The organism is Celeribacter sp., assembly GCF_048261515.1.
Classification (GTDB): domain Bacteria; phylum Pseudomonadota; class Alphaproteobacteria; order Rhodobacterales; family Rhodobacteraceae; genus Celeribacter.
Genome location: NZ_JBLXFZ010000007.1, coordinates 181,428 through 198,376, shown reverse-complemented (window position 1 = coordinate 198,376; position 16,949 = coordinate 181,428). Strand labels below are relative to the sequence as shown.

Genomic DNA, 16,949 nt, shown 5'->3' with positions numbered 1-16,949 from the left:
GCGCATGGACAATCCCGCGTTGCGCGTCATATTGAACGACATGACACAGAGTTCCGATCTTCTCATTGTAGGCGGCGGCCTGAACGGGCCCGCACTGGCACTGGCGACTGCGAATGCGGGCTTCAGAGTCACGATCATCGACGCCCTACCACGGGCCGCGCGGATGTCGGATGCCTTCGACGGGCGCGGCTATGCGCTCTCGGTGTCCTCGCAGCGGCTGTTAAAAGGTATCGGTATCTGGCCCGCCGTAGCCCCGCACGCCCAGCCGATTCTTGATGTGAAAATCACAGACGGAAAGCCCGGTGAGGCGCCCGCGCCGTTCATGCTGGAATTCGACCATGCGGAAATCGACGAGGGGCCAATGGGCTATATGGTCGAGGACCGCTTCCTTCGGCGCGCCTTTCTGGATGCGCTCAACGGGCATGAGCGGATCACACAGGTCGAAGGCCATGTCGCGGATCAGGAGGTGGACGCGCACGGCGCGCGGGTCACGCTCATGGACGGTCGCGTGCTTTCGGGTGCAGTGATTGTGGGATGCGACGGGCGAGCCTCGGGCACGGCGAAACGCGCCAAGATCGGGCGCACTGGCTGGGGCTATGGCCAGACCGCTTTGGTCTGTGCGATTGCGCATAAAAAGCCGCACCACGGCTGCGCACATCAGTATTTTCTACCGTCAGGACCACTGGCAATCCTGCCTCTCCCCAACAATCAAAGCTCGATTGTCTGGACCGAGAAGGACAGTGTGGCCGCAGATATCCAGTCGTTTTCCGATGAAGAATACCTTGAAGTTCTGCGCCCACGGTTCGGAGATTTCCTCGGCCCGATCAGCCTCGCAGGGAAACGCTTCACCTATCCGCTCAACATCACGCTGGCCAATTCATTTTACGCGCCGCGCGTGGCGTTGGTGGGGGATGCCGCCCACGGGATGCACCCGATTGCGGGACAAGGACTGAACGCGGGATTGAAGGATGTCGGGGCGCTGGCTGAAGTGCTCACGGCAGCGCGGCGGCGCGGTGAGGACATCGGGCGAGAAGACGTTCTGGCGCGTTATCAACAGTGGCGACGGTTCGACGTGGCCTCGATGGCGCTTATGACCGACAGTTTTAACAAGCTGTTTTCCAACGACAATCCGATCTTGCGTACAGTGCGCGATATCGGAATGGGCGTAGTAAATTCACTGCCAAATGTGCGGCGCGAAGCGATTCGCGAAGCTGCGGGGGTGAACGGTGACGTGCCGAAACTCCTGCGGGGTCAGCCGCTCTAGTCGTCGAGCCTGCGTGCTTCTGAGATCAGCATAATCGGAATGCCGCCACGGATCGGGAAGGCCAAACCAGCCGCTTTTGACACCAGCTCTTGCGCCTGAGCGTCGTAGGTCAGGGTTGTGCGGGTCTGCGGGCAGACGAGAGCCTCCAACATGCGGCGGTCGAATTCGGGTTGATCGGCGTCCATCAGTTCATCTCCTTGCCCGTGCCGCCCATCAGGGCGAACTCCATCAGCGTTATAAGCGTTTCGCGACGCGTTGGAAGGGTCGGACTTTCAAGCAGGGCCTGTTTGTCCTCCGGCTCGAACGGACACAACATGGCGAGCGAGTTGATCAGCATCTCGTCGTCGGCGTCGCGCAGGCTGTCCCAATCCGTGCGCAATCCCTCCTCCTCGAAGAAACGGTTGAGCAGCGTCATGAAGCTGTTGCGGTCCAATCCATCGTCACATTCCGCGCGGCCAAGGTCACCCTCGAAACCGGCCCAGTCAGCACAGAAACGGCGGTAGGGCGAAAATCCCGTTGCCTCCTCGCGCAGCCGAAAGCGCGACACGCCCGCGAGTGTGATCATGTAGCGCCCGTCCTCGGTTTCGGAAAACCCCGTCACCCGACCCGCGCAGCCGATGGCATTGAGTGCATCACCCTCGCCGCGCGGCTGGACCATCCCGATCAAGCGGGAGGAGGTTTTGAGGCAATCGTCGAGCATCTGCAAATAGCGCGGCTCGAAGATATGCAGCGGCAGACGCGCACGTGGCAGGAGCAATGCCCCGGGAAGGGGAAAGACGGGGATCACCTGCGGAAGGTCTGCGGCTGTCAGCATGGCGATAGATGTAGCGCGCGCACCACGTCAAGCAAACAGGATCGACGAAAGCTTGCGCCGTCCGTCGAGCACGCGTTTGTCATTGGCTGGCAGGCTGTCGAAGATGGTGAAAAGCTCGGCCTTGGCCGCGCCCTCGTTCCATTCACGATCCGTGCGCACGGCGTCGAGCAGCACTGCAATCGCGCCCTCCACATCGTCCGCGCCATGCAGCGCAGTGGCCAGCTCGATCTTCGCGGCCATATCTTTCGGGTCCGCCTCGACCTTAGCTCGCAATTCGTCGACAGGGCCTGCGCTCTCGGCCTTGCGGGCAAGATCGATCCGCGCTCGCACCGCCTCGATGGCGGGGTCTGCGGAAATGGCGTCGGGGACACCGTTGATCGTGGCTTCGGCCTCGTCCACCTGCCCGCTCGCAAGGTGGCAATTGGCCAGCCCTGCGAAGGCGGCTGCGTTTTCGGGGTCTTCGCCTAAGATGGCGGCGAAGGTCTGCGCCGCATCCACGAGCGCGCCCGTTTCTAGCATCTCTTCGGCCGCAGCAACGGCATCGGCCAGACCGTTGTCCGCCTCACCGCCGCCAAGGGCGACAAGCTTGGAGATGAATTCGTCAATCTGGCTTTGCGGAACCGCGCCTTGAAAACCGTCCACTGGCTGCCCTTGGAAGAAGGCGTAGACAGTCGGGATGGATTGCACGCGCATCTGGCCCGCGATCCCCTGATTTTCGTCCACGTTGATCTTGGCCATTTTGACCTTGCCACCCGCCGCCTTCACCGCCGCTTCCAAAGCGGGGCCGAGGGTTTTGCACGGGCCGCACCATGGCGCCCAGAAATCAACGATCACGGGGACGGTTTGCGAGGCCTCAACGACATCGGCCATAAAGGTCGCTTCGGAGACGTCTTTGATGAGGTCGCCGCCCGCGGCGGCTTGGTTCTGACCGAGGTCCATGCTCTGATCTCCCTAATTCAATCTGTTTGGGTCTTATATGAGGCTGTCCCCGCCCGAATTAAAGGGCGAACTACAAGTCAAAGGTAGCAAAGACGGGGGCGTGGTCGGAGGGCTTCTCCCATCCCCGCGCGGCACGCAGCACGCGGCTGGAATGCGCGGCGTTCGAGATATCGGGCGTGGCCCAGACGTGATCAAGGCGACGACCCTTGTCGGCGGCGTCCCAGTCCTTCGCACGGTAGGACCACCACGAATAGAGCAGCCCCTCGGGGATGTCCTGACGGGTGATGTCGACCCAGTTACCCGCGTCTTGTGTCTGTGCGAGATGTTCGATCTCGACGGGGGTATGGGAAACAATCTTGAGCAGTTTCTTGTGGTCCCAGACATCATCCTCGCGCGGAGCGATATTGAGATCCCCGACGAGAATGGATTTCTGCGGCGCGTCGGCATGGAAGGCATCGCGCATCTCGGTGAGGTAGTCGAGCTTCTGCCCGAACTTGTCGTTGATCTCGCGGTCGGGTTTGTCACCACCTGCGGGCACGTAGAAGTTGTGGATGGTGACGCCATTTTCGAGTTTACCCGCGATGTGGCGCGCGTGACCGAGAGAGGCGTAATCTTCCGCGCCCGCCTCGACCATCGGAATTTTCGACAGGATCGCGACACCGTTGTAGCCCTTCTGGCCCCGCGCAACCATGTGCGTGTAGCCAAGCGCGTGGAAACGCTCCAACGGGATTTTCTCGACGGGGGATTTGCACTCTTGCAGGCAAAGCACGTCGGGAGCTTCTTCCTCCAAGAGCTTCACCACAATCGGTTCGCGCAACCGCACCGAGTTGATGTTCCAGGTCGCAAGGGTAAAGGCCATGTCCGTCTCTCCGATTTGTTGAGGGGAGACTAACCTCCGTGCGCAGCCCTTGCCACCCGAAAGGGGCTTCTCAACAGCTGCGCAACCCCCAATGCCCCTATTAACCACCGGCGACCTTAGCGGACGATAGACGCGGCGGTCGAAAAAAATGGCCCGACGCGGGAAACGTCGGGCCGAGGGAACGAGGGACGCGTATCTAATCCGCGATACGCTGCGGCTTTGAACATGAAACCCGTGAGACCCAGTTTGGTTCCGGATCTCTTAATTTTTGGTTACGCCACCAAGCGATAACCGCCGCTTTCCGTCACCAGAAGGCGCGCATTCGAGGGATCGGGTTCGATCTTCTGACGCAGGCGGTAGATGTGGGTTTCCAGCGTGTGCGTCGTCACACCCGCATTATAGCCCCAAACCTCGTGCAGAAGAATGTCACGCGGCACCACGCCTTCGGTCGCGCGGTAGAGGAACTTGAGGATATTGGTCTCTTTTTCGGTCAAGCGGATTTTCTTGTCATCCTCCGTGACGAGCATCTTTTGCGCGGGTTTGAAGGTGTAGGGTCCGAGCTGGAACACTGCCGCTTCAGATTGCTCGTGAGTGCGTAACTGTGCGCGGATACGGGCCAGAAGCACGGGGAATTTGAACGGTTTGGTCACATAGTCGTTTGCGCCCGCGTCGAGGCCGAGAATGGTGTCGGCGTCGCTGTCCTGCCCCGTGAGCATGAGGATCGGGGATTTTACGCCCGCCTTGCGCATCCGCTTGCACAACTCGCGGCCATCGGTGTCAGGCAGGCCAACGTCGAGGATCACCAGATCATAGTGCCCCTCCTTGATGCGCTCCATGCCGCCCGCGCCATCGCCCGCTTCGAAAACGTCGAAGTCCTCGGTCATCACAAGCTGCTCGCTCAATGCCTCGCGCAGATCGTCGTCATCATCAACGAGGAGAATTCTCTTTAGGTTGGGCATTTTTGCCTCCGTTGTGTCAATCTCTTGAAGCCGATGTGAGTTTTCATCACGCCATCGGCAAGATTTACGACAATCTCCTCACGCAAGCGTGTCGACATTGCGCCAAATGTTTCACTTTGCGTCAGAAGCGGCTACATCGTGTAACACTATTACTATGGAATCTGCCAACATGAGTCTTGCCCCTGCCCTTCCCGAACTGATTGCACGCGCCCGCGCGGACATGCGCATGGGTGTTCCCGTTGTTCTGCGCTCAAGCGATCACATCAGTCTCGCCGCCGCCGCAGAGGGCCTGTCGCCCGAACGGCTTGCAGCACTCAAGGCACTCGGCACAACCTATATGGCGATCACCTCTCGACGGGCACAAACCCTAAGCGCGCGCGCATATGACGGCGATGTGGCGCGAATCATCCTGCCCGATGACGCAGACGTCGAGTGGATTGCGGCGGTCGCAGCCCCCGAACACGATCTTGCTGCGCCGATGAAGGGGCCGTTCAAGACACTGCGCAGTGACAGCGCCACCCATGCACGCACGGCGATTGCGCTGGCGAAAACGGCACGTCTACTTCCCGCCGCGATTATGGTGGACCTGCCCGTTGATACCAAAGAAGACCTCTCCGCGCTCACATCGCTCCCTGCGGAACTCGCGCTGCCTCATATGGCGACGCTCGCGCCGCTGGCCGATGTTGTCTCGGCCCGTGTGCCATTGACAGTATCGGACGCGGGCCGCGTGCATGTGTTCCGCCCTGACGACGGGGCCGAAGAGCATTTCGCCGTGGAAATCGGACGCCCCGACCGAAATGCACCCGTTCTCGCGCGCCTGCATTCGGCCTGTTTCACAGGGGACATCATGGGGTCGCTCAAATGCGATTGCGGGCCGCAGTTGCGTGCCGCACTTGCGCAGATGGGTGAGGAAGGCGCGGGCGTGCTGCTTTACCTCAATCAGGAAGGGCGCGGGATCGGCCACGCCAACAAGATGCGCGCCTATACGCTTCAGGATCAGGGATTCGACACGGTGGAGGCCAATCATCGCCTTGGATTCGAGGATGACGAGCGCGATCTGCGGATCGGGGCGGCGATCCTCAAGAAGATGGGATTTTCCTCCGTGCGCCTGCTCACCAACAACCCCGCCAAGATCGCGCGGATGGAAGATCAAGGCATCAAGGTCACGGAGCGCGTGCCGCTCAAGGTCGGCCAAACCCCTGAAAATGCGGGATATCTGGCAACCAAGGCGAAGAAGTCGGGGCACTTGTTGTGACGCCGTTTCCGGCCCGTGGGGATATGATCGTGACCCGTTGGGGGGTGCGGTTCATGGGGCGGCGGCTTCCTGTCTCCATCGGGCGCGGCGGAATGACCGACGACAAGCGCGAAGGCGATGGGGCGACCCCGCGTGGCGTTTGGCGCATGATGGAAGGCAGGTATCGCGCCGACCGATGCGCCCGCCCGCACACAGCGCTCACCATGCGCCCGATAGGGCCGCGCGACCTGTGGTCCGACGACCCTGACGATCCCGCATATAACCAAGCAATTACAGCGCCTTACCCGCACTCACACGAGCACCTTCGCCGCGCCGACAGGCTCTATGATGTGCTGTTCGTGACGGACTGGAACTGGCCCGTTGCTACCTCCGAAAAAGGCTCGGCGATCTTCGTCCACCAATGGCGAAAACCGCGCCACCCTACGGCGGGATGCCTTGCGTTTCGGCCCGATCACCTGCGCTGGATAGCGGCGCGGATCACGCCCCACACGCGGCTGTTTATCCGCTAAAAGGACGGTCTGAACCCTGTCGGATATGTGTCGGGCATCTGTCGGGCACGGCATCGGGCACCTCACCCGTCCGACCTGACAGACCACAAGGCGCCAGACCGAAACACCCGACCGATTCACCCCACCTCAGGAATAGTCCCGCTCGCCAAAGATCGCCGACCCGACGCGCACCGATGTCGCGCCCTGACCGATGGCGGTCTCGAAATCGCCCGACATACCCATCGAGAGCTTTTCGATTCCGTTGCGCTCCGCGATCTTGCGCAGAAGCGCGAAGTTCAGTGACGGTTCTTCATCGGCGGGGGGGATGCACATCAACCCCTCGATCTCCAAACCGAGATCACGACACTCGGCAATAAAGGCATCCGCATCGCGCGGGTGGACACCTGCCTTCTGCGGCTCCTCGCCCGTGTTCACCTGTATATAGAGACGCGGGCAGGTTCCCATCTCCTCGGCCAGCCGCGCAATCGTCTTGGCCAGTTTGGGACGGTCAATGGTCTGGATCACGTCGAAAAGCTCCATCGCCTGCCGCGCCTTGTTGGTCTGAAGCGGGCCGATCAGATGCAATTCGATTCCCTCATAGCGTGTGCGGAAGTCAGGCCACTTGCCCGCCGCCTCCTGCACACGGTTCTCGCCAAAGACACGATGACCAGCATCCAGCACAGCCTCCACACGTTCGTTGGGTTGCACTTTCGACACGGCGATCAACTCAACCTCTCCCTCCGCACGCCCCACGCGGGCCAATGCCTTGGAAATACGGGATTTCACCTCTTCTAGAGACATCGCACTGCCTTTCTGCAAAAGTTAACGCCACAACCGACCTTCTCCCGCGTTTCTAGGGGACAGTCGAACAGAGCCGCAACAGGTGTGTGTCATGATTGCATCATTTTACCCAGCGTTGCATTTTCAAGTGCGCCCTTTGCTTGACCCAAAAGGCTTCTCGGCGCATTCAACTGTCCATGTGTCGGACTGGCCGGCATTCCTGATATTCCAATTCCACGAGGGAACTCATGAAAAATATCCTTCTTTCTTCCGCAGCGATCGTCGCCCTTGCCGGTGCCGCTTCCGCTGAAGTCACCTTCGGTGGCGATGCTACGCTCGGCTACAACGACGACGTTAAAGACGCCGCTGGCGTTAGCAATTTCTACGTTGATGCTGGCCTTGACGTCGCGCTCTCCGCCGAACTCAACAACGGCTGGACCGCTGGCGCGACCTTCAGCGCCGACTTCGACGACCTGACCGAGGACACCGACCCCACTATTGACACGGACTTCACCGTCTACATCGAATCCGACATGGGTGGCCTCTACTACGGTGAATACTCCTCCGCAGTTGATCAACTGATCTCCTCGCCTGAGGGCCTCACCGACGGCATGTATGACTTCGACGATGACGACATCGGCGAAGATGGTGAGCAACTGGTTCTCAAAGGCAACTTCGGTTCCATCCAAGCCGCAGCATCGACTGTTGTTATCGACAACTCTCTGGGCGGTGGCACCGATGGTAGCACCTTCGCAATCACCGGCGACTTCGGCAACTTCTCCCTCGGCTTCGGCTATGTTGAAGGCTACACTGGTCTCGGTGGCGGCGACATTGGTTTTGGCGGTGTTGCTGACTCCATCGCTCTGACCGTTGCTACGTCCTTTGGCGGCGCAGACGTCAACTTCGGTATTGCTGACGCGGAAGGCGACACCAACTACGGTATCGAAGTTGGCTACCCCGTTGGCCCCGTTGCTCTCTCCGTGTGGTTTGCTGACGGCGACCAAGATCGCGTAATGGGCCTCAAAGGCGTCTACGAAGACGGCCCGATCTCCGTTACTGCTGAAGTCGAAGACGTCGACGATGGTTCCGACACCACCTACAGCCTCGAAGGCACCTACGACATGGGCAACGGCCTGCTGATCGGTGCTGGTCACGTGAGCGACGCTGGTTCCTACATCGGCGCATCCTACGACCTCGGTGGCGGTGCAACCTTCCTCGCTTCCTACGGTGATGCAGACACCGCAGGTGACGACGAGATCTCCGACACATACGGCGACTTCGAAGTTCAGGACGGTATCACTCTCGAAGTGTCCCTGTCCTTCTAATCTCACCTGAGATTGGATAAGTTTTGGGCCACCCTTCGGGGTGGCCCTTTTTCGTTGTCGATTACCCGCGTGAACAGCACATCTTTGCGACGCTAGACTCTTGTTCACGCTGCTTTTGGCCTATACGGTTGCCTCAACCAATCGTGAGGGACCGCATCCATGTTTCGCCAAAGCCTTTGCCTAATCGCAACGCTCGCGCTGACCGCCTGTTCGGGCGGCGGCAGCCTCGGAGGACTGGGAGACAGTTTTGGCTCCCTCGGCTTCGGATCGCTGGGCGGGGGCCGCACCGTTGTCACCGAAGGCGGCGAAGTCGTCGATACCCGCGCCACTGCGCAGGCTGTTGAGATTCCCAACGGCGAAGTCATCATCGTCGAACAGGCGAGCAAGCGCCGCATTTTCGGCGGCGGGCGCGGCTCGGCCACTGATGACGTTCAGGTCAACAAATACATCTGGAACGCGGCGCTGGACGTGCTGTCCTTCCTGCCTGTTCAAACCGCCGATCCGTTTACAGGCGTCATCACCACGGGCTATGGCACACCTCCAGGTGGCGGTCGCGCCTATCGTGCCGTGATCAATGTCACCGATCCCGCGCTTGATGCACGCACACTCAACGTATCGCTCTACACGCGCGGCGGCGCCGTATCGGGCGAAACCGTCCGCGCCGTTGAGAATGCGATCCTGACCCGTGCGCGCCAGTTGCGCTCTGGCAAGTAAGCGCAGTGCCGAACCCACTGGACCCTAAGGGGCCAAAGCATTATGACCACGCCGGGCCACCACGCCCGGCGTTTTCGATAAGACCCGAAGGACATCATCCATGAGCCGCTACGCGCCCGCCGATCTCGAACCGAAATGGCAACAGGCATGGGACGAGGCCGAGGTTTTCCTCGCCCGCCGTGACCCGTCCAAGCCGAAGTATTATGTGCTTGAGATGTTCCCCTACCCCTCGGGCCGTATCCACATCGGGCACGTGCGCAACTACACGATGGGCGATGTCGTGGCGCGGTATAAGTCGAGCTGTGGTTTCTCGGTTCTGCATCCGATGGGATGGGATGCTTTCGGGATGCCTGCCGAGAATGCGGCGATGGCGTCGGGCGGCCATCCAGGGGAATGGACCTACCAGAACATCGACACCATGCGCGGGCAGATGAAGCCGCTGGGCCTGTCGATCGACTGGACGCGCGAATTTGCGACCTGCGATCCCGAATACTACGGACAGCAGCAGAGCATGTTCATCGACTTCATGGACAAGGGTCTGGTCTATCGCAAGAACGCGACGGTGAACTGGGATCCTGTGGACATGACGGTTCTGGCCAACGAGCAGGTGATCGACGGCTGCGGCTGGCGATCGGGTGCGCCCGTTGAGCGCAAGGAGTTGACCCAGTGGTTCTTCAAGATTTCCGACTATTCCGATGATCTTCTGACCTCAATTGAAGCGCTCGATGATTGGCCCGAAAAGGTCAAGACGATGCAGAAGAACTGGATCGGCAAGTCGCGCGGGTTGCAATTCGCCTTCTCGCTGGTCGATGCGCCCGATGGCCATGACCGCGTTGAGGTCTACACCACCCGCCCCGACACGCTGATGGGCGCGTCCTTTGTCGGCATCTCCGCCGATCATCCGCTGGCCAAGAAGCTCGCGGCCGAGAACGCGGATGTAGCCGCCTTCTGCGAAGAGTGTCGCAAGGGCGGCACCACGGAAGAGGCGATTGAAAAGGCCGAGAAACTGGGGCTCGACACGGGCCTGACCGTGCGTCACCCGTTTGACACATCGTGGGAACTGCCGGTCTATATCGCCAATTTCATCCTGATGGATTACGGCACCGGTGCGATTTTCGGCTGTCCGGCGCATGACCAGCGCGACTTCGACTTCGCGACCAAATACGGCCTGCCGATCAACTATGTTTTTGCCCCCGTCGAGGGCGAGTTGAACGAGAGCGAAGCCTTTGTCCCGCTCAAGTCCGAGAAGGTGAAATACATTCGCGGCTTTGCGGGCGACGAGGTCCAAACGGGCGAAGAGGCGGTAAACAGCGCGGTTGATTTCTGCGAAGCCAATGGCGTCGGCCACGGCGTGACCAAGTTCCGCCTGCGCGACTGGGGTCTGTCACGGCAACGCTATTGGGGTTGTCCGATCCCCGTGGTCCATTGCGAGACCTGTGGCGTGGTGCCTGAGAAGAAAGAAAACCTACCCATCGAACTGCCCAAGGATGTCAGCTTCGACCAGCCAGGCAATCCGCTCGACCGTCACCCGACATGGCGCAACTGCGCCTGCCCGCAGTGCGGTGCGGATGCGCTACGTGAGACGGACACGATGGACACCTTCGTGGACAGTTCGTGGTACTACGCCCGCTTCACTTCCCCGCGCGCCGACACGCCGACGGTCAAGGAAGATGCCGAATACTGGATGAACGTCGATCAATATATCGGCGGCATCGAACACGCGATTCTTCACCTACTCTATTCCCGCTTCTTCGCCCGCGCGATGAACGCCACGGGCCACCTGCCCGACAGTGCGCGTGAGCCGTTCAATGCACTGTTTACGCAAGGGATGGTGACACACGCGATTTACCAGACCAAGGGCGAGGACGGGCGTCCCGTCTATCACTACCCCGAAGAGGTCGAGCTGCGTGACGGGAAGGGCTTCCTGAAAGACGGCACCGAGGTCGAGATCGTGCCCTCGGCCAAGATGTCCAAGTCCAAGCACAATGTCGTGGACCCCGTAGAGATCATCAGGCAGTTCGGTGCCGACACCGCGCGCTGGTTTGTCCTCTCCGACAGCCCGCCCGAACGCGATGTGGAATGGACCGCAAGCGGCGCCGAAGCTGCAAGCAAACACCTTGGCCGTGTCTGGCGTCTCGCGGCAGATGTGGAAAACGCCCCCGAGCAAGGTAACGGCGACGATGATCTGATCCGCGCATCGCACAAAGCGATGCTTGAGGTCACGCAAGGAATCGAGAGCTTCGGCTTTAACGCCTCGATCGCGAAACTCTACGGCTTCACCAACACCATCGCGAAGTCCAAGGCCGGACGCGAAGCCAAACGCTTTGCGCTCAAGACACTGGCCCAACTCATGTCCCCCATGACCCCGCACCTCGCGGAAGAAATGTGGTCCATGCTGGGCGGCGAGGGTCTGATTGCACAAGCCCCCTGGCCCGTGCCTGATGAGGCCATGCTGGTTGAAGACACAGTCACGCTTCCGATCCAGATCAACGGCAAACGCCGCGATGAAATCTCTGTTCCGAAGGATATGCCGAAAGAAGAGGTTGAAAAGCTGGTGCTGGAAAACGATGCTGTCAAAAGGGCGCTCGATGGTGGGCAGCCCAAAAAGCTGATCGTTGTTCCGGGCCGCATCGTCAATGTCGTCATTTGATCGCAGAACAGTTCTGGTCTCGCTCGTAGCCCTCGCGGGCTGCGGCTTTACCCCTGCCTATGGACCAAACGGCGCGGCGCAGGTTTTGCGCGGGACCGTCGAGGTTCAACAGCCGTCTGACCGCGAAGAGAACAGTTACTCACGCGCACTGACGGACGCCCTCGGCCCATCACAATCACCGCGCTATCGCCTCACCTATGAGATCACCACCGACGAAGATTCCATCGGCCTGACCCGCGCGCAAGAAATCAACCGTTACCACGTCACGGGAACGGCCAGCTACGCACTTGTCGAGATTGAGAGCGGCGCGACGGTGGCCAGTGGGGAAGTGTCGACCTTCACCGCCTATGCCGCGACAGCCAAGACGGGATCAACCGTGGCCTCTCTCGCGGCCACCCGCGACGCCTATGCACGCCTGATGCAGCAACTGGCCGATCGCACTGTGAACGACCTGATCATCGCGGTGAGCGCAGCGCGATGAAACTCTCGCCGCGTGATTCCGTCAGCTATTTCGCCAAGCCCGACCCAGCAAAGCGTGGCGTTCTGATCTACGGACCCGACACCATGCGTGTCGCGCTCAAGCGCCAGGAGTTGATCGCCGCACTCATCGGCCCCACGGGCGAAGAAGAGATGCGCCTGTCGCGGATACCTGCCGCGGAACTGCGCAAGGAGAAGGCGCTTCTCGACGACGCGATCAAGTCGCAGGGCTTCTTTCCTGGGCCGCGCGTGGCCTTTGTCGAGGACGCCACGGAGCAGGTGGCCCCCATCATCCTCGCCGCGCTTGAGGACTGGAAACCCGGTGATGCGCAGGTCGTCGTGACGGCCGGCAGTCTCAAGGCCACTTCAAAACTGCGCAAGGAATTCGAGAAACGCCCCGACACCTATGCCGCCGCCATCTATGCCGACCCGCCCTCGCGCGGGGAGATCGAAGCGGTTTTGGCGAAGGCAGGGCTACGCAATGTCTCCAAGGACGCGATGATGGATATCGAGGCCCTCGGACGCGTGCTTGATCCCGGTGATTTCCGCCAGACACTCGACAAGATTTCGCTCTACAAATTCGGCGACGACACGCCGCTGACGAGTGAGGAGGTCGAGGCCTGCTCGCCAACCACCACCGAAGCGGAAGTGGACGATGTGCTTCACGCCGCCGCCGAAGGACGCACCGACGAACTCGGCCCGCTCATGGCCAAGCTCGAAGCGCAGGGCACCGATGCCGTGGCGCTGTCGATCTTCACCATGCGCCATTTCCGCACCCTACACGCCGCCGCTTCCGACAAGGGCGGACCGTCGCAGGGAATCGCGCGGGCGCGTCCGCCGATTTTTGGCCCGCGCCGTGATCGCATGACCCGTCAGGCGCAGGGATGGGGGATGCACAAACTCGAAACAGCGCTGCGCATTCTGACTGAGACCGACCTGACGCTCCGCTCGGCATCGCGGGCACCGACGATGGCGGTGATGGAACGCGCGCTTATTCGGATCGCGATGCTGTCGCAGCGGCGTTGATAGCCGCAAGCGCGGCATGGCGCCCTGTCGCGAGGCAGGCGGTCAGCAGATAGCCCCCTGTCGGCGCATCCCAATCGAGCATTTCCCCCGCGAAGAAGAGATTGGGCCGTGAAGGCAACGCCAAGCCTTCAGTCAATCCATCGCAGCGCACGCCGCCAGCGGTCGAAATCGCCTCTTCCAACGGGCGCGGACGCGCACCTGTGGTCTCCAGAGATTTGATCTGCGAACCGATGTCTCCTGCCGCGTCGCGAAACTCCATGAAGAGCGCCGCTTTTTCGGGCGGGAGTTTGAGCCGCTTGCGCAGGGTGTTGGAAAGGCTTTCGCCTTTTTTGCGCTGCTTTAGAGACTGTTTTATGTCTTCGATTGTGCGGTCAGGCAGGAGATCAACACGCAGCGGATGCCCCTCCCGCAGGCCTCGCGACACGGTATAGATACCGCCGCCCTCCAGCCCGTTGCGCGAGATCACCATCTCCCCGCGCGAGGTGAATTCTCCGCAGGTCAGCGCGATATTCTTCACCGCGGAACCGAAATGGCGCGACATATGCGCGGTCCAGTCGCAAAGCACACCGACATTGGACGGCGCAAAAGGTGCGCAGGGCACCGCGCCGCCAAGCATCTCCACCCATGCGCCATCTGACCCCAATCTGGCCCAGCTCGCCCCACCCATAGCCATGACGCAGACGCGCGGCGTGAGGGTCACTGGTCCGTCGGGCGTATCGAAGGTGTAGCCGTCCGCAATCCCCATCAACCGCCAGCGCGTTTTGAGTGACACGCCCTGTCCATCCAGCCGAGCTAGCCACGCGCGCAGGAGGGGGCTGGCCTTCATTTCGGTGGGAAACACACGCCCCGTGGAGCCGGTGAACACCTCACGCCCCAGACCTTCGGCCCAAGCCACCACATCGCGCGGGCCAAAGCCGTTCAAAGCGGCGCGAACTTGCGGCGGCAGGGGATTATAGGCCCGTAGGAAGGCGGTCTCGCTTTCAATTTTCGTCAGGTTGAGACCCGATTTCCCCGCCATCAGGAACTTGCGCGCGGGAGAGGGTTTTGCCTCGGCCACGAGAACGGACAGACCCGCCTTCGAGAGAACCTCGGCGGCCATAAGGCCCGCAGGCCCCGCTCCGATGACCAGCGCGTCGGGGGTCACTTGGACGGCACCAATGCCTTGATCCCCGCGATATGGGCCGGCTGCGCGCCTTCGACCGCCGCTCCGAGGGCGGTGGCGCTTTCAAGGATGTCCTCGCGCGGCACGATGCAGTCGAGGAGCCCCCAATCCAGCGCCTCGTCTGCGGTGATTTTCTGCCCCGCCATTAGGATCATCTTCGCCCGCGACGGCCCGACCAACGCCGCGAGACGTTTGGGATCGGAGGGTTGGGGCAGGTAGCCAAGCGACATAACGGGATAGAAGAATTTCGCCTCCGCCACGGCGATCCGCAGATCGCAGGCAAGCGCCATGCCGAAGGCCCCGCCCGCCAAGGTGCCATTGAGCGCGGCGATGGTCAGGCAGGGCAAGGTGGCGATCTCGGACGAAAGCGCCTCCCAAAGTGGCGAAGTGGCAAGACCCGCCTTCGCCTCATCAAGATCCGCACCCGCCGAAAACACGCGCCCCTCGCCCGTCAGGATCAAAACCTTTGTTCCCTGCCGTGCCGCGCGCACGGTGTCCAAGAGCGTCTCAAGCATCTCGGTGGTTAGGGAATTGGCCTTTTCGGGCCGGTTTAGGGTCACAATGGTGGTTGCACCCTTGTTCGACACCTCGATCACATCAACTCTCCCAATCTTGTGCCGCCGCCAGTTTGCGGCGCGCTTCAAATGGGAGTTTAGTTTGCCCCGCGGGGACGTTCCAGCCTTGACCCTGCGAGCAAAGCAGGAAACCCTGCGGGCAACTGATTTTAGGAGAGTCCCATGCGCCCGACCCTGCGCCTTGTTCCCGTTTGTCTTACGCTTTTTTCCGCCACCGCCGCTATGGCCGATGTCACGTCGGAGGATGTCTGGAACGACATGCTGAGAATGAGCGAGGGCTTTGGTCAATCCGTCACCGCGGATTTGCGTCGTGATGGCGACACCTTGATCGCCGAGAACATCACTTTCGCCTTTGACAACGAAGAAGTCGGTAGCGGTGTCGAAACGACAATTGCGCGAATGGACTTCACCAACCTCAACGATGGCTCTGTGCGGATCTCCATGCCCGCGCCGCTGGTAGTGACGGTGACGCCGGGTGAAGACGGCGCGCTCGTCACAAACACGGTCATGCACACCACGGTCCAGATTTCGGGCGACATGATCGCGGCAGGTGATCCTGACGCGCTGCGCTATAGTCTCGACGCGGGTTCCATTCACATGGAAAACCGTCCCGTCGACGGGCAGGTTGATCCTGTCGGCGTGATCTTCACCGTCGATATGGAGGACGTGGTCTCGACATGGACCTCCGTGCAGAATGGTGAGCAAGTGTCGGGCGACTATGCCATGACCTCCAGCGCAGTGATCTATCGCGGCGAGAGCATTGGCGACAACGGGTTCCGCTATGATGTCGCGGGCCAGAATTACGAGACGAAAGGTTCCTACGCGCACGAATTGGGCGAGGATGACCAGTCATTCGAAAATATTCTGGCCACGCTCAATGCGGAGATGTTCCGAACGGTCGAGGCGAACACCTTCACACTCAACTTCGACGGCGACCGTCGTGCCAAGATCATCGGAACATCGGGCCTTTCGCGCTATGATGCGTCCATTCAGGACGGGCAAATCGACTACAGCGCCTCCACGGTCGATACGGTGGTTGAGGTCTCCTCTCCCGACTTCCCGCTCCCTGACGCGGGCGGAAGCCTTGCGCGGTTGGACATGGCCATGTCGATGCCCGTGACGCCTGCGGAAAGCCCCGCACCGCTCGACATGCGCATCGCGATTGAGGATCTGTCGGTTACGGATTCAATCTGGAGCATGTTTGATCCCAGCGGAACCCTGTCGCGCGACCCTGCGACGGTCATCATTGACGTGAGCGCAATGGCGCGGATTCCAGAAGGAATGATGACGCCAGCCTCGCCGCCGGTCTTGCCCGAAATGCCAGAGATATCAGAGGTGACGCTCAACGATCTGACCGTCAAATTGGCGGGCGCTATGATCGAGGGCACGGGGTCGGCAACCTCCCAAGGCGAGATCAACGGAATGCCCAATATGGTCGGGGCGCTTGACCTGAAGCTGACCAATGTTACGACGCTGATTGACCAACTTGCGGGTATGGGTCTTCTGCCGATGGAACAGGCGGGCATGGCACAAATGATGATCGGGATGCTGGCACGCCCCGGTGCGACACCTGGCGAGATGGTCGCCCATATCGAGCGCACCGCCGATGGGCAGATTCTGTCCAATGGCATGCCGCTTCCCTTCTGAGGTGCAACGAGGCGA

Annotated in this window: 17 protein-coding genes; 9 read left to right on the top strand and 8 right to left on the bottom strand. The window is 60.9% G+C overall.

Annotated features, from left to right (window positions below):
- Window positions 1-40: 40 nt before the first annotated feature.
- Window positions 41-1,264, top strand: coding sequence for an FAD-dependent monooxygenase (locus tag ACN0SC_RS13705; RefSeq protein WP_417250242.1), 1,224 nt, complete (start codon window positions 41-43; stop codon window positions 1,262-1,264).
- On the opposite strand, the gene ACN0SC_RS13700 is transcribed toward ACN0SC_RS13705, so the two are convergent.
- From ACN0SC_RS13700 to ACN0SC_RS13680, 5 genes are all read right to left on the bottom strand, one after another.
- Window positions 1,261-1,449, bottom strand: a complete 189-nt coding sequence (locus tag ACN0SC_RS13700; RefSeq protein ID WP_417250241.1) for a Trm112 family protein — start codon at window positions 1,447-1,449, stop codon at window positions 1,261-1,263. The genes ACN0SC_RS13705 and ACN0SC_RS13700 overlap by 4 nt on opposite strands.
- The gene (locus ACN0SC_RS13695) at window positions 1,449-2,078 is read right to left on the bottom strand and encodes an LON peptidase substrate-binding domain-containing protein (RefSeq protein WP_417250240.1); all 630 of its coding nucleotides are present in this window, start codon (window positions 2,076-2,078) and stop codon (window positions 1,449-1,451) included. The genes ACN0SC_RS13700 and ACN0SC_RS13695 overlap by 1 nt, the downstream gene beginning before the upstream one ends.
- Window positions 2,079-2,105: 27 nt before the next feature.
- Complete coding sequence (gene trxA / locus ACN0SC_RS13690; protein WP_417250239.1) at window positions 2,106-3,017, bottom strand: thioredoxin; 912 nt, start codon at window positions 3,015-3,017, stop codon at window positions 2,106-2,108.
- A 70-nt stretch (window positions 3,018-3,087) separates the two neighbouring features.
- Entirely contained in the window at window positions 3,088-3,876 is a 789-nt protein-coding gene (locus ACN0SC_RS13685; RefSeq protein ID WP_417250238.1) for an exodeoxyribonuclease III, read from the bottom strand.
- Window positions 3,877-4,148: 272 nt separating this feature from the next.
- Window positions 4,149-4,835 carry a response regulator transcription factor gene (locus ACN0SC_RS13680; RefSeq protein WP_417250237.1) on the bottom strand — a complete coding sequence of 229 codons (687 nt, stop codon included), beginning with the start codon at window positions 4,833-4,835 and terminating at the stop codon, window positions 4,149-4,151.
- A gap of 169 nt (window positions 4,836-5,004) precedes the next feature.
- On the opposite strand from ACN0SC_RS13680, the gene ribA reads away from it, so the two are divergent.
- Window positions 5,005-6,090, top strand: coding sequence for a GTP cyclohydrolase II (ribA, locus tag ACN0SC_RS13675; protein WP_417250236.1), 1,086 nt, complete (start codon window positions 5,005-5,007; stop codon window positions 6,088-6,090).
- A gap of 23 nt (window positions 6,091-6,113) precedes the next feature.
- Window positions 6,114-6,599 carry a L,D-transpeptidase family protein gene (locus tag ACN0SC_RS13670; RefSeq protein ID WP_417250295.1) on the top strand — a complete coding sequence of 162 codons (486 nt, stop codon included), beginning with the start codon at window positions 6,114-6,116 and terminating at the stop codon, window positions 6,597-6,599.
- Between the two features lie 126 nt (window positions 6,600-6,725).
- Here ACN0SC_RS13670 and ACN0SC_RS13665 read toward each other — a convergent pair whose 3' ends face one another.
- A complete protein-coding gene (locus ACN0SC_RS13665) occupies window positions 6,726-7,379 on the bottom strand; it encodes a YggS family pyridoxal phosphate-dependent enzyme (RefSeq protein ID WP_417250235.1) in 654 nt (217 codons plus the stop codon).
- Between the two features lie 227 nt (window positions 7,380-7,606).
- Between ACN0SC_RS13665 and ACN0SC_RS13660 the strand changes: the two genes are divergently transcribed.
- From ACN0SC_RS13660 to holA, 5 genes are all read left to right on the top strand, one after another.
- On the top strand, window positions 7,607-8,683 hold the full coding sequence (locus tag ACN0SC_RS13660) for a porin (RefSeq protein ID WP_417250234.1): 1,077 nt from the start codon (window positions 7,607-7,609) through the stop codon (window positions 8,681-8,683).
- 159 nt (window positions 8,684-8,842) lie between these two features.
- Window positions 8,843-9,397 (top strand): DUF3576 domain-containing protein, encoded by a 555-nt coding sequence (locus ACN0SC_RS13655; protein WP_417250233.1) that lies wholly within the window; start codon window positions 8,843-8,845, stop codon window positions 9,395-9,397.
- Between the two features lie 100 nt (window positions 9,398-9,497).
- On the top strand, window positions 9,498-12,047 hold the full coding sequence (gene leuS, locus ACN0SC_RS13650; protein ID WP_417250232.1) for a leucine--tRNA ligase: 2,550 nt from the start codon (window positions 9,498-9,500) through the stop codon (window positions 12,045-12,047).
- Entirely contained in the window at window positions 12,034-12,528 is a 495-nt protein-coding gene (locus ACN0SC_RS13645) for a hypothetical protein (RefSeq protein ID WP_417250231.1), read from the top strand. Before leuS ends, ACN0SC_RS13645 begins: the two co-directional genes overlap by 14 nt.
- Entirely contained in the window at window positions 12,525-13,550 is a 1,026-nt protein-coding gene (holA, locus tag ACN0SC_RS13640; protein ID WP_417250230.1) for a DNA polymerase III subunit delta, read from the top strand. The genes ACN0SC_RS13645 and holA overlap by 4 nt, the downstream gene beginning before the upstream one ends.
- On the opposite strand, the gene ACN0SC_RS13635 is transcribed toward holA, so the two are convergent.
- Both ACN0SC_RS13635 and ACN0SC_RS13630 read right to left on the bottom strand, forming a co-directional pair.
- Complete coding sequence (locus ACN0SC_RS13635) at window positions 13,516-14,694, bottom strand: TIGR03862 family flavoprotein (RefSeq protein ID WP_417250229.1); 1,179 nt, start codon at window positions 14,692-14,694, stop codon at window positions 13,516-13,518. The two genes, holA and ACN0SC_RS13635, sit on opposite strands and share 35 nt — an antisense overlap.
- A complete protein-coding gene (locus ACN0SC_RS13630; RefSeq protein WP_417250228.1) occupies window positions 14,691-15,308 on the bottom strand; it encodes an enoyl-CoA hydratase/isomerase family protein in 618 nt (205 codons plus the stop codon). Before ACN0SC_RS13630 ends, ACN0SC_RS13635 begins: the two co-directional genes overlap by 4 nt.
- Before the next feature lie 141 nt (window positions 15,309-15,449).
- On the opposite strand from ACN0SC_RS13630, the gene ACN0SC_RS13625 reads away from it, so the two are divergent.
- The gene (locus tag ACN0SC_RS13625; protein ID WP_417250227.1) at window positions 15,450-16,934 is read left to right on the top strand and encodes a DUF2125 domain-containing protein; all 1,485 of its coding nucleotides are present in this window, start codon (window positions 15,450-15,452) and stop codon (window positions 16,932-16,934) included.
- Window positions 16,935-16,949: the final 15 nt, after the last annotated feature.